The sequence below is a fragment of the Pseudomonas sp. FG36 genome, from assembly GCF_057809275.1.
The window spans coordinates 155,256-168,175 of record NZ_JBMDJQ010000006.1; the positions used below are offsets into that span (position 1 = coordinate 155,256).

General features: G+C 65.8%; 12 protein-coding genes. 11 read left to right on the top strand and 1 reads right to left on the bottom strand.

Annotation, left to right across the window (positions count from 1 at the left end):
• Positions 1-127 precede the first annotated feature (127 nt).
• From ACODS9_RS07510 to ACODS9_RS07560, 11 genes are all read left to right on the top strand, one after another.
• Positions 128-1,750 carry a methyl-accepting chemotaxis protein gene (locus ACODS9_RS07510; RefSeq protein ID WP_489093617.1) on the top strand — a complete coding sequence of 541 codons (1,623 nt, stop codon included), beginning with the start codon at positions 128-130 and terminating at the stop codon, positions 1,748-1,750.
• 5 nt (positions 1,751-1,755) lie between these two features.
• Positions 1,756-2,277, top strand: coding sequence for a chemotaxis protein CheW (locus ACODS9_RS07515; RefSeq protein ID WP_489093618.1), 522 nt, complete (start codon positions 1,756-1,758; stop codon positions 2,275-2,277).
• A complete protein-coding gene (locus ACODS9_RS07520; protein WP_489093619.1) occupies positions 2,274-3,521 on the top strand; it encodes a CheR family methyltransferase in 1,248 nt (415 codons plus the stop codon). The genes ACODS9_RS07515 and ACODS9_RS07520 overlap by 4 nt, the downstream gene beginning before the upstream one ends.
• Positions 3,518-4,183, top strand: coding sequence for a chemotaxis protein CheW (locus tag ACODS9_RS07525; protein ID WP_401104441.1), 666 nt, complete (start codon positions 3,518-3,520; stop codon positions 4,181-4,183). The genes ACODS9_RS07520 and ACODS9_RS07525 overlap by 4 nt, the downstream gene beginning before the upstream one ends.
• Positions 4,180-6,480, top strand: a complete 2,301-nt coding sequence (locus tag ACODS9_RS07530) for a hybrid sensor histidine kinase/response regulator (RefSeq protein ID WP_489093620.1) — start codon at positions 4,180-4,182, stop codon at positions 6,478-6,480. The genes ACODS9_RS07525 and ACODS9_RS07530 overlap by 4 nt, the downstream gene beginning before the upstream one ends.
• The gene (locus tag ACODS9_RS07535; protein ID WP_038705558.1) at positions 6,477-7,490 is read left to right on the top strand and encodes a chemotaxis response regulator protein-glutamate methylesterase; all 1,014 of its coding nucleotides are present in this window, start codon (positions 6,477-6,479) and stop codon (positions 7,488-7,490) included. Before ACODS9_RS07530 ends, ACODS9_RS07535 begins: the two co-directional genes overlap by 4 nt.
• 51 nt (positions 7,491-7,541) lie before the next feature.
• On the top strand, positions 7,542-8,546 hold the full coding sequence (locus ACODS9_RS07540) for a response regulator (protein ID WP_046856850.1): 1,005 nt from the start codon (positions 7,542-7,544) through the stop codon (positions 8,544-8,546).
• Between the two features lie 284 nt (positions 8,547-8,830).
• Positions 8,831-9,553 (top strand): BamJ family beta-barrel-assembly machinery protein, encoded by a 723-nt coding sequence (gene bamJ, locus ACODS9_RS07545; protein ID WP_038705560.1) that lies wholly within the window; start codon positions 8,831-8,833, stop codon positions 9,551-9,553.
• 281 nt (positions 9,554-9,834) lie between these two features.
• Entirely contained in the window at positions 9,835-10,275 is a 441-nt protein-coding gene (locus tag ACODS9_RS07550) for a YkvA family protein (RefSeq protein WP_023632316.1), read from the top strand.
• 90 nt (positions 10,276-10,365) lie between these two features.
• Positions 10,366-10,710, top strand: a complete 345-nt coding sequence (locus ACODS9_RS07555) for a helix-turn-helix domain-containing protein (protein ID WP_489093621.1) — start codon at positions 10,366-10,368, stop codon at positions 10,708-10,710.
• On the top strand, positions 10,707-11,075 hold the full coding sequence (locus tag ACODS9_RS07560; RefSeq protein ID WP_023629774.1) for a hypothetical protein: 369 nt from the start codon (positions 10,707-10,709) through the stop codon (positions 11,073-11,075). The genes ACODS9_RS07555 and ACODS9_RS07560 overlap by 4 nt, the downstream gene beginning before the upstream one ends.
• A gap of 52 nt (positions 11,076-11,127) precedes the next feature.
• Here ACODS9_RS07560 and ACODS9_RS07565 read toward each other — a convergent pair whose 3' ends face one another.
• Positions 11,128-12,885, bottom strand: coding sequence for a bifunctional diguanylate cyclase/phosphodiesterase (locus ACODS9_RS07565; RefSeq protein WP_489093622.1), 1,758 nt, complete (start codon positions 12,883-12,885; stop codon positions 11,128-11,130).
• Between the last annotated feature and the right edge of the window lie 35 nt (positions 12,886-12,920).

Genomic DNA, 12,920 nt, shown 5'->3' on the forward strand with positions numbered 1-12,920 from the left:
CCTGCAATTGGCCATATCAATGGGCACGGAGGCCTGAATACAGCAGCATTCAGCCGCAAATACGTAGGAAGCCTGGGCTATACTTCGGCGATTTTTCCCGCTCGTATCGAATTCCTGAGGGCTGAATGTGAAGAACTGGACCTTGCGCCAACGGATCCTGGCAAGTTTCGCCGTGATCATCGCCATCATGCTGCTGATGATCGTGGCCGCCTACTCGCGGCTGGTGGCGATCGAGTCCAGCGAGGAGGCGGTAGGGTCCGACAGCATTCCCGGCCTCTACTACAGCTCGATGATCCGCAGCGCCTGGGTCGACAGCTACGTGACCAGCCAGCAACTGGTCGGCCTGTCAAACCACCGCGAGTTCACCACCGCCGATGCCGAACTGTTCAAGAGCTTCGACGACCGCCTCAAGCAGCATATGGCCAGTTACCAGGGCACCATCCGTGATCCGGCCGACCAGGCCGCGTTCGACGATTTCACCCGCCAGGAAGAGGCCTACGTCAAGCTCGTCGACCAGGTCCTGGAAACCTATCGCCAGAAGAACTACGCCGAAGCCCAGCGCTTGATCGCCGAGGTGCTGACGCCGGCCTGGCGTGAGGGGCGCCTGCACCTGAACGAAGTGATCGAGCGCAACCGGGAATCCGCCGACAATGCCACCAACGAAATCGTCGGCGCCGTGGCCACTGCCAAAGGCAGCATGATCGTCTCGCTGATGCTGGCAATCGTCGCCGCCGGCGTTTGCGGCCTGCTGCTGATGCGCGCGATCACCGCCCCCATGCAGCGCATCGTGCACGCCCTCGACGGCCTGCGTTCGGGCGATCTGAGCATGCGCCTGAGCCTGGACCGCAAGGATGAGTTCGGCGCGATCGAGGGCGGCTTCAACGAAATGGCCGAGTCCCTGGCCAACCTGGTGTCGCAGGCCCAGCGTTCGTCGGTGCAGGTGACCACCTCGGTCACCGAGATCGCCGCCACCTCCAAGCAGCAGCAGGCCACCGCCACCGAGACGGCCGCCACCACCACCGAGATCGGCGCCACCTCGCGGGAAATCGCCGCGACCTCGCGTGACCTGGTGCGCACCATGACCGAAGTCACCTCGTCGGCCGACCAGGCCTCAAGCCTTGCCGGTGCCGGCCAGCAGGGCCTGGCGCGCATGGAGGAGACCATGCACCAGGTGATGGGCGCCGCCGACCTGGTCAACGCCAAGCTGGCGATCCTCAACGAGAAGGCCAGCAACATCACGCAGATGGTGGTGACCATCGTCAAGGTCGCCGACCAGACCAACCTGCTGTCGCTCAACGCCGCCATCGAGGCGGAGAAGGCCGGTGAGTACGGTCGCGGTTTCGCCGTGGTCGCCACCGAAGTACGCCGCCTGGCCGACCAGACCGCCGTGGCCACCTATGACATCGAACAGATGGTGCGCGAGATCCAGTCGGCGGTGTCGGCCGGGGTGATGGGCATGGACAAGTTCTCCGAGGAGGTGCGCCGCGGCATGTTCGAGGTGCAGCAGGTGGGCGAGCAGCTCAGCCAGATCATCCATCAGGTGCAGGCGCTGGCGCCGCGGGTGCTGATGGTCAACGAGGGCATGCAGGCCCAGGCCACCGGTGCCGAGCAGATCAACCAGGCACTGGCCCAGCTCAGCGATGCCAGTACCCAGACCGTGGAATCGCTGCGCCAGGCCAGCTTCGCCATCGACGAACTGAGCCAGGTAGCCGCCGGGCTGCGTGGCGGTGTTTCGCGGTTCAAAGTCTGACGACGATGAACGAACCGTCCCCTCGCGAGGATCGCGAATCAGCCGGCAAGGGCGTGCTGTACCTGCAATTTCGCATCGCTGACCAGCGCTTCGCCCTGGATGTGCGCGAAGTGATCGAGGTGCTGCCGTGCCGTACCCTCAAGCCCATCGCCCAGGCGCCGGGCTGGGTGGCCGGCGTGCTCGCCCACCGTGGTGTGCTGGTACCGGTGATCGACCTGTCGGCGCTGAGCTTCGGTGTGCCAGCACAGTCGCGCAGCAGTACGCGGATGGTACTGGTGCACTACCGCGCCGACTCGCGCCGCCCTGACCTGCAACTGGGGCTTGTCCTGGAGCAGGCCACCGACACGCTGCGCTGTGCGCCCGAGGAATTCCAGCCATACGGCCTGGACAATGCCGACGCGCGCTACCTCGGGCCGGTGCGCCAGGACACCCGCGGTCTGTTGCAGCGCATCCAGGTGAACGACCTGTTGTCGGACGCGGTGCGTGAGCTGCTGTACCCCGTCGAGCCCGGGCAGGAGCCAGCATGAGCGAGCAACGTTTCTTCCGTTTCCTGCAGGAACGTATCGGACTGGACGTGGAGTCGGTCGGCACAGCGATGGTCGAGCGCGCGCTGCGCCAGCGCTGTACGCTCGTGCAGGCGGCGGATCTCGACGACTACTGGCTGCGTTTGCAGCAGTCCAGCGATGAGCAGCAGGCCCTGATCGAGGCGGTCATCGTTCCGGAGACCTGGTTCTTCCGTTACCCCGAATCCTTCACCGCGCTGGCGGGGCTGGCGCACAAGCGTGCGGCAGAACTTGCCGGCGCACGGCCCCTGCGCATCCTCAGCCTGCCGTGCTCGACGGGCGAGGAACCCTACTCGATCGCCATGGCCTTGCTCGACGGTGGCCTGAGCCCGGGCGCTTTCCGCGTCGATGGCATTGATATCAGCCCCAGTTCGGTGGCCAAGGGCGAGCAGGCGCTGTACGGCCGCAACTCCTTCCGCGGCAGCGAGCTGGCCTTTCGCGAGCGGCACTTCAGCCCAAGCGGCGATACCCATCGCCTGGATGAGCGGGTGCGCCAGCAAGTCAGCCTGCAGGCGGGCAATGTGCTCGATCCGGCGCTCAAGGCGCGTGAAGGGCTATACGATTTCGTGTTCTGCCGCAACTTGCTGATCTACTTCGATGTTCCGACCCAGCAGCGGGTGTTCGAGGTGCTCAAGCGCCTGATCCACGCCCAGGGCGTGCTGTTCATTGGCCCCGCCGAGGGCAGCCTGCTGGCGCGCCTGGGCATGCGCCCGCTGGGGATTGCCCAGTCATTCGCCTACGTGCGCCAGGATGATGCCCCACCGCCTGTTGCCAAGCCGTTGCTGGTTGCGCGCCAGCCGGTCGCTGCGCCGCTGCCGCCACGTGTCGTGGCACTGCCGCCCCGCGTCTTGAGGTCGAGCGCCGTGCCAGCGGCGCCGGTACCGGCACAAGACGAAGCGCAGTTGCTGGCCCTCATTGCCCGGCAGGCCAATGCCGGGGAAAACCAGCAGGCCAGGGCGGACTGCGAACGCTATCTGCGCCAGTTCGCCCCCAAGGCGCAGGTCTATTACTGGCTGGGGTTGCTCAGTGACACCGAAGGCGATGCCGCGCAGGCCATCACCCATTATCGCAAGGCGCTCTACCTCGAGCCGCAGCACCCTGAGGCACTGATGCACCTGGCCATGCTGCTGGCCGCGCAGGGGGACGAGGCTGGTGCCCGGCGCCTGCAGGAGCGTGCCGCTCGGGCCGGCCGGGAGTCTGAAAGATGAGCGGCGGATACCATATGCAACTGATCGCCAATGACGACCAGCCTATCGACGATTGCTGGAACCGCATCGGCGTGCATGGCGACAAGCAGTGCCCGTTGCTGGAGCGGCATGTGCACTGCCGCAATTGCGAGGTGTATGCCGACGCGGCCACGCGCCTGCTGGATCGCTATGCGCTGGTCCAGGACGAACAGGTCGAAACGGCCATCGTGGAGGAATGCGCGGTCGGCCGCTCGATGCTGCTGTTCCGCCTCGGCGAGGAGTGGCTGGCCCTGGCCACCGCCTGCCTGGCCGAGATCGCCCCGGCGCAGCCGGTGCACTCGTTGCCGCACCAGCGCTCGCGGGTGCTGCAGGGCGTCGCCAATGTGCGCGGTGCGCTGGTGCCTTGCCTGTCGCTCGCCGACCTGCTGGGCGTGCCGACGCAGCCGGGCGTGGAGCGCACCGGGCGGAGCATGCCGCGCATGCTGATCCTGGCGGCCGAGGGCGGGCCGGTGGTGGTGCCGGTGGACGAGATCGACGGCATCCATCGTCTCGACCTTGCGGGCCAGGACCACGGCCGCGATGCGGCACACTTCACCGCCGCCGTGTTGCAGTGGCGAGGGCGCAGCGTGCGAGTGCTGGATGAACAACACCTGATGTCAGCCGTGAAGCGGAGCCTGTCATGACCCCGGAGCAAATGCGCGATGCGTCGCTGCTCGAGCTGTTCAGCCTGGAGGCCGAGGCCCAGACCCAGGTGCTCAGCGCCGGCTTGATGGCGCTGGAGCGCAACCCTGCGCAACCCGATCAACTCGAAGCCTGCATGCGTGCGGCGCACTCGCTCAAGGGGGCGGCGCGGATTGTCGGTATCGATGCCGGGGTCAGCGTCGCCCACGTCATGGAAGACTGCCTGGTGGCCGCCCAGGAAGGTCGCCTGCTGCTGCGCCCGGAGCATATCGACGCCTTGTTGCAGGGCACTGACCTGTTGATGCGCATCGCGACCCCTGGAGATCAGGGTGGCGACGCCGCCGTGGCGGTGTTCCTGGCACAGATGACAGCACTGCTCGACCCTTCGGCGCCCGTGCCGGTGATCGCCCAGGCTGGCGTTCCAGGCGCGCCGCCCGCTGCCTTGCCGGCGCGGCCGGAACCCGAGCCAACGCTCCAGGCCCCGTCGGAGCCTGAACCCGAAGCCGAGCCCGTGCCAGCCCGCAAGGCCGGCAAGCGCGGTGGCGAGGGGGGAGAGCGGGTATTGCGGGTGACCGCCGACCGTCTGAACAGCCTGCTGGACCTGTCGAGCAAGTCGCTGGTCGAGACCCAGCGGCTGAAACCCTACCTGGCCACCCTGCAGCGCCTGAAGCGCATGCATGGCCAGGGCATGCGCGGCCTGGATGGCCTGAAGGCCCAGCTGGAAGAGAGCGGGCAGGGGCCGGAGGTGCTGGAAGCGCTGGCCCAGACCCAGCAGTTGCTGGCTGAAACCCAGCAGATCCTGTTGCAGCAGGCGGCCGATCTCGACGAGTTCGGTTGGCAGGCCAGCCAGCGCGCGCAACTGCTGTACGACACGGCGCTGGCCTGCCGCATGCGTCCGTTCGCCGATGTGCTCACCGGCCAGAGCCGGATGGTCCGCGACCTCGGGCGCTCGCTGGACAAGCCGGTGCGCCTGTTGATCGAGGGCGAGAAGACCCAGGTCGACCGTGACGTGCTGGAAAAGCTCGAGGCACCGCTGACACACCTGCTGCGTAACGCGGTCGATCATGGCATCGAACTGCCCGAGCAGCGCCTGCTGGCCGGCAAACCGAGCGAGGGCACCGTGCGCCTGCGTGCCTCGCACCAGGCCGGGCTGCTGATCCTGGAACTGTCCGACGACGGTGCCGGCATCGATCTGCAGCGCTTGCGCGAGAGTATCGTCGAGCGCGCATTGTCGCCGGCCGAGACGGTGGCGCAGATGAGCGAGGCCGAGCTGCTGACCTTCCTGTTCCTGCCGGGGTTCAGCCTGCGCGACACGGTCACCGAAGTGTCTGGGCGCGGTGTCGGCCTGGATGCGGTGCAGCACATGGTCCGGGAGCTGCGCGGCTCCATCGAGTTGACCCAGGTGGCCGGCCAGGGATGTTGCTTCCATGTGGAAGTGCCGTTGACCTTGTCGGTGGTTCGCAGCCTGGTCGTCGAGGTGGGCGGCGAGGCCTACGCCTTCCCGCTGGCGCATATCGAGCGCACCGTCGACGTGGCGGCCGAGGCCATCGTGCAGATCGAAGGGCGGCAGCACTTCTGGCACGAAGGGCGACACATCGGCCTGGTGGCTGCCAGCCAGCTTCTCAACCGGCCGGCGGCACAGGGCGATGAACAAAGCCTGCGGGTGGTGGTGATCCGCGAGCGCGAGCAGCTCTATGGGGTGGCCGTCGAGCGGCTGATCGGTGAGCGGGTGCTGGTGGTGATGCCGCTGGACCCGCGCCTGGGCAAAGTCCAGGACATCTCCGCCGGGGCCTTGCTCGACGACGGTTCGGTGGTGCTGATCGTCGATGTCGAGGACTTGCTGCGCTCGGTGGACAAGCTGCTCAGCACCGGCCGCCTGGAGCGTATCGAGCGCGGTGGGCGCGGCGCAAAGGGTGTAGTGCGCAAGCGCATCCTGGTGGTCGACGACTCGCTCACCGTGCGCGAGCTGCAACGCAAGCTGCTGGGCCACCGCGGCTACGAAGTGGCGGTGGCCGTGGATGGCATGGACGGCTGGAACGCGCTGCGCAGCGATGATTTCGACCTGTTGATCACCGACATCGACATGCCGCGCATGGACGGGATCGAGCTGGTCACCCTGGTGCGGCGCGACAACCGCCTGCAATCGCTGCCGGTGATGGTGGTGTCCTACAAGGATCGCGAAGAAGACCGGCGTCGTGGACTGGATGCCGGTGCCGACTATTATTTGGCCAAGGCCAGCTTCCATGACGATGCGTTGCTGGATGCGGTCGTGGAGTTGATCGGAGGTGCCCAGGGATGAGAATCGCCATTGTCAACGACATGCCCATGGCCGTCGAGGCCCTGCGCCGGGCGTTGGCATTCGAGCCCGCGCACCAGGTGATCTGGGTCGCCGGCAACGGCGCCGAGGCCGTGCGCCTGTGCGCCGAGCAGACGCCGGACCTGATCCTCATGGACCTGATCATGCCGGTCATGGACGGCGTGGAGGCGACCCGGCGCATCATGGCCGAAACCCCCTGCGCCATCGTCATCGTCACCGTGGATCGCAAGCAGAACGTGCACCGGGTGTTCGAGGCCATGGGCCATGGCGCCCTGGATGTGGTCGACACCCCGGCATTGGGCGCGGGCGATGCACGCGAGGCGGCCGCGCCACTGCTGCGCAAGATCCTCAACATCGGCTGGCTGATCGGCCAGCAGCGGCCCAGCGCGCCTCGAGCGGTTAGCGTGCCGCTGCGCGAGGCCTCGCAGCGCCGCGCACTGGTCGCCATCGGCTCGTCCGCGGGCGGGCCGGCCGCCCTGGAAGTACTACTCAAGGGGCTGCCGCGCAGTTTTCCGGCGGCCATCGTGCTGGTCCAGCATGTCGACCAGGTATTCGCCGCCGGCATGGCCGAGTGGCTCAGCAGCGCCTCTGGCCTGCCGGTGCGCCTGGCCCGCGAGGGTGAGCCGCCACAGCCGGGGCAGGTGCTGCTGGCCGGCACCAACCACCATATCCGCCTCCTTAAGAATGGCGAGCTGGCCTACACTGCCGAGCCCGTCAACGAAATCTACCGGCCCTCGATCGATGTGTTCTTCGAGAGCGTGGCGCGTTGCTGGTCCGGCGATGCGGTGGGCGTGCTGCTCACCGGCATGGGGCGCGACGGCGCCCAAGGCCTGAAACTGATGCGCCAGCAGGGCTTCCTGACCATCGCCCAGGACCAGCAGAGCAGCGCGGTATACGGCATGCCCAAGGCCGCCGCGGCGATCGACGCGGCGGTGGAAATACGTCCGCTGGAGCGAATCGCCGGACGACTGATGGAAATCTTTCCGAAATGACGATATGTATTGAGTCGCGCCGCGTGGCCGGCAGTGGACGGGTGATTACGCATGAATGATCTACCGATCGAAGGTTTCACGACCATCAACGAAAGTGCGGCGATGGTCCTGCTGGTCGACGATCAGGCCATGATCGGCGAAGCGGTGCGTCGTGGCCTCGCCCACGAAGAGAACATCGACTTCCACTTCTGCGCCGATCCGCACCAGGCGGTGGCCCAGGCCATGCGCATCAAGCCCACGGTGATCCTCCAGGACCTGATCATGCCGGGCCTCGATGGCCTGACCCTGGTGCGCGAATACCGCAACAACCCGGCCACCCAGGACATTCCGATCATCGTCCTGTCGACCAAGGAGGATCCGCTGGTCAAGAGCGCGGCCTTCGCCGCCGGGGCCAACGACTACCTGGTCAAGTTGCCCGACACCATCGAGCTGGTGGCGCGTATCCGCTACCACTCGCGCTCCTACCTCACCCTGTTGCAGCGCGACGAGGCCTACCGCGCGTTGCGCGTGAGCCAGCAGCAGTTGCTCGACACCAACCTGATGCTGCAACGGCTGATGAACTCGGACGGCCTGACCGGGTTGTCCAACCGCCGTCACTTCGACGAATACCTGGAGCTGGAATGGCGCCGGGCGATTCGCGAGCAGCAGCAGTTGTCGCTGCTGATGATCGATGTCGACTATTTCAAGGCGTTCAACGACAGTTTCGGCCACCTGGCCGGCGACGAGGCCCTGCGCCAGGTGGCCGAGGCCATCCGTGGCTGCTGCTCGCGCCCCACCGACCTGCCGGCGCGTTATGGCGGCGAGGAGTTCGCCCTGGTGCTGCCCAACACCTCGCCCGGCGGCGCGCGCCTGGTGGCCGAGAAACTGCGCCAGACCATCATGGGCCTGAAGATCGCCCATACCGTGCCCGAGGCGGCGTCGCACCTGACCGTGAGCATCGGCCTGGCGACCCTGACCCCGAGTGTCGGCAGCCATTGCCGACAGCTGATCTCGGCGGCGGACAAGGGGCTGTACCTGGCCAAGAACAGCGGGCGCAATCAGGTCGGGATCGCCTGAATCAGTTCCTGAAAGGGCAGCGGTGTTTTCTGTGGGAGCCGGCTTGCCGGCGATAGGCCGCGACAGCAATTGCAAGACTGGAGCCTCACCTGCAAAAGCGTGCTACGACTCATGAAACAGCATTAATACTGGCCAAAGGCTGCCTGTGCGACCATGAACAACCTTTCACCCAGGAACTTCCAGCCCCCAACCCGCTCTTATGCCGGTAGCCATTGGTCGCGGCCGCCTGCTAAGCTCGCGGCTTTACCCTGATTGCCCTCATGGCGCATGAACAAGGAAATTACATGAAACAGCATCGTTTGGCGGCCGCGGTTGCCCTGGTAGGCCTGGTCCTCGCCGGTTGCGACGCCCAGACCAGCAGCGTCGAGCTGAAGACCCCAGCACAGAAGGCCTCCTACGGTATCGGCCTGAACATGGGCAAGAGCCTGGCCCAGGAAGGCATGGACGACCTCGACTCGAAAGCCGTCGCCCAAGGCATCGAGGACGCTGTTGGCAAGAAGGAACAGCGCATCAAGGACGAAGAGCTGGTCGAAGCCTTCACCGCCTTGCAGAAGCGCGCCGAAGAACGCCTGACCAAGGCCAGCGAGGAAGCAGCCGCCGCCGGCAAGAAGTTCCTCGAGGAAAACGGCAAGAAACCTGGCGTGATCACCACCGCCTCGGGCCTGCAGTATGAAGTGGTGAAGAAGGCCGATGGCCCGCAACCCAAGCCGACCGACGTCGTCACCGTCCACTACGAGGGCAAGCTGACCGACGGCAAGGTATTCGACAGCTCCGTCGAGCGCGGCAGCCCGATCGACCTGCCGGTCAGCGGCGTGATCCCGGGTTGGGTCGAAGGCCTGCAACTGATGCATGTCGGCGAGAAGTACAAGCTGTACATCCCGGCCGAACTGGCCTACGGCGCCCAGAGCCCGAGCCCGCTGATTCCGGCCAACTCGGTCCTGGTGTTCGACCTGGAACTGCTGGCCATCAAAGACCCGGCCAAGGCTGGCGAAGCACCGGCCAAGTAATAGCCGTCGTGTTGCATGAAGACGCCCCGTTTCGACGGGGCGTCGTCGTTTTCAGCAGCGCTTGACGCGAACCGTCGGCGTCATTCACTGTCGCAAGCAGTGCCCGGCCTGAATACAGGTACCTTTGTCGCAAAACGTTTGCGCGGTTGAAACGGTTGTGTAAAAAACGCCCGATTCGTACCCGGCCCTTGCCCGGTGGGCACCACGCGGCGTCAATGCCGCCCTGTTCACAAGGTTATCCACAATAAATGTGGATAACCTCCGGCTCCCCTGGAGGCCCCATGAGCGCACCCTGGAATTTCGCCCGCTTCCTGCCCCTTGCCGAACGCTTGCTCAGCCGTGGCCGGCTGCCGGCATTGCTGTTCGCAGTGGCCCGCAAAGGGCCGAAGCTGGGCCAGCTGCGCGAGGACCTGCGCCTGATGCAGGCGCTTTGCCTGGCCTGGTGGCGTGGCGAGTACCGCGCTGTTAGCCCCAAGGCACTGGTGACCATCGTCGCCGGGCTGCTCTACTTCGTCAGCCCACTGGATGCCATCCCCGACTGGCTGCTGGGTGTCGGCCTGCTCGATGACATCGCCGTGCTGGGCTGGGTGCTCAAGACCGTGGCTGATGAGCTGGGCCGCTTCAAGGCCTGGCGCGACAGCCAGGCGCCGGAGCGGCTGCGCGTGGTCGAACGGCTGCCGGATACCGCCGAAGCGCTGCGCCTGGAAAGGCCTGGCAGCTGATTCCGCACAGACCCCCGAGGTTGGTAATATAATTGGCATAAGGGTTATGCCTACGGATTACATGCCGTAATCCAACGTCAAGGGGGTTGTATGGGTATTCAGGTCATCAGCCGGGACGGTCAGCCCGAGTACGCAGTGGTTCCCTGGGAGCAGTATCAGGCGTTGCTCGCGGCCGCAGGCCAGGCACCGGCCAGCGCCCTCGTCACCGACAGCAATGTTGCCAGTACTCAACCAAGCGCCAGCCTGTCCTCACTGGATGAGCTGGCGTCCTTGCGTCAGGCCAAGGGGCTGGCGCCGGAGCAGCTGGCCCGCAGTGTCGGCATCAGCCCGGCATACCTGGCCATGATCGAGTCTGGCGAGCGCCGCCCCGACGCGGCCATTCTGCGCAGCCTGGCGTGGCACCTGGGCGTGGCCGGCTGGAGCGAGCCGTCATGAGCCAGGTCAGGATCAGCCGTCAGCAATGGCAGGGCCTGCTGAGTGAGCTCGACCTGGCCCGCCGGCAACGCCATCTGCTGACCTACCGGGCACTGCTCGAGCGTTTGCAATTGCCCAGCCCGGCCATGCAGACCTTGACCGCGGCCCTTGAGTACCTGGCTGTGCTCGACGCCCGCGCCGAGCAGCCGCTGCGCAGTTCGCTGGTGATCAGCCAAGGCGCCAGCCGCCTGCCACGCACCGGGTTTTTCGAGTGTGTCGAGCGCCTGGGACGGTTTTCCGGGCCGGTGGACGGTATGGAGGCGGCGTCCTGGCATGCCTCGGAAGTGGTGCGGGTGTTCGAGTACCGTTACCCGGAAGAGGCCTGAAACCGGGGGAGGGCTACCTGACGCGGTAGCGGTTGCTGGAGCCTGCCAGGGTTTACTCCAGTACCGTCGTATCGATCAGGCTCAGGCTCGCCCCGCCGGTTTCCTTGGCCTTTCTTTTCGCCTGTGAGGCGAGCTCGGCCAACTGGCCGGCATCCAGCCCTGCGCAGCTTCCAGGCGCGAGCCACACCACCCCGATCGACAGCGAAAGCAGTTCGAAGGTTTCCCGTTGACCCTGACGGTTATGGGCAATAAAACAGCCAGCCTCCAGGTGTTCACCGCGATAGAAGCGTCGACATTGCCGGACGAAGGCCTCCAGCAGCAGTTCAAGGCGCGCTCGCCAGTCTGCCGATCCCAGTACCAGCATGAAATCATCCCCACCGATATGGCCGACGAAATCCCTGCTTGGGTCGACGCAGTCGCTCAGGCACTGCGCCAGGCACAACAGCACTTCGTCGCCACGGGCATAGCCATAGATATCGTTGAAGGGTTTGAAGTTGTCGATGTCCACGTAGCATACGGCGGCCTCGCGCCGTTGCAGCAGCAGGCGCGCCAGGCACTGCTGGATGGGTACGTTGCCGGGCAGCAGGGTGAGTGGGTTGGCGTGCCTGGCCTGCTGGATCTTCTGTTCGGTGATCAGCTTGAGTACGTCGATCACTCGCCCCAGGCCCAGGTAACGCCCACTCTGGGTGATGATGAAATCTTCCTCGATACGCTGGCGGGCGCGGCTGGTAAGCAGCCGGCTGACCTGCTGCAGCGACTGGCTGCGCTCGACGGCGAGAAAGTCCTGGCTCATCAACCGGCTGATTGGCTTGCGGGCGAACAGGTCGGTACCAAAAGGCTTGAGCAGGGCGTCGGCAAGTGAATGGCGGTGGACGATGCCACAGGGTTTGCCACGCTCATCCAGCACCGCGAGCGAATTGAGGTTGGCCTGGCGGTGGAACGCCTCGAGCACCTGCTGGATGGGGGTATCGCGCGTGACCGAGGGTTGCAGGATGAGCAGGGCGCTGAGATCGCTGCTGTCCTCGTCCAGCGCCACGGCGGTATCCGGCGCCGGGGGCAGCAGGCCGAGGCTGTCGCCTGGGGGAAACTCCTGGGGGCGCCCCAGCAGGTAGCCCTGGACCAGATCCACGCCCATGTCGCCCAGTATGGCCAGTTCCTCGGCCAGTTCGATGCCTTCGGCGATCACCTGGGCGCGCGAAGCGCGTGCGATCTGCAGGATCGAACCGACGAACTCACGCTTGAGTGGGTCCAGGTGGATACCATCGATGAAATGGCGGTCGATCTTCACATAGTCGGGGCGCAGTTCCGACCACAGGCGCAGGCTCGAGTAACCGGCACCCAAGTCATCCAGGGCGATGGAAAAACCCATGTCGCGGTAGTGGTGCAGGGCGTTGTACAGCAGCTGGAAGTCTTCGGTGGGCGTCTGCTCGGTCAGTTCGATGACCACCCGGCTGGGGGGCAGGCCGACCTGTTCGAGCATCTGCAGGGTGCGCCCGGAAGGGTAGTTGGGTTCCACCAGGGACTCGGGCGAGACGTTGAGAAACAGCTGGCCCGCAAGGTTCAGCTCGCTGAAGCGTCGGCAGGCGGTTTCCCGGCACAGCACCTCCAGTTCACCCAGGCGACCGGCCTGGCGGGCGATGGCGAACAGGTTCAGGGGCGAGTGCAAAGGGCTGTTGGAGGGGCCGCGGCTCAGGGCCTCATAGCCAAGGATGCGCCGTTCGGAGAGGCAGACGATGGGTTGGAACAGACAGTGGATGCTGCGTTGAGCCAGGATGGCACTCAATGCGCTGAGCTGTTCGGTGACGGTCATGGACTGCTTCCTGAATTGAAAAGGGCCGGACGCTT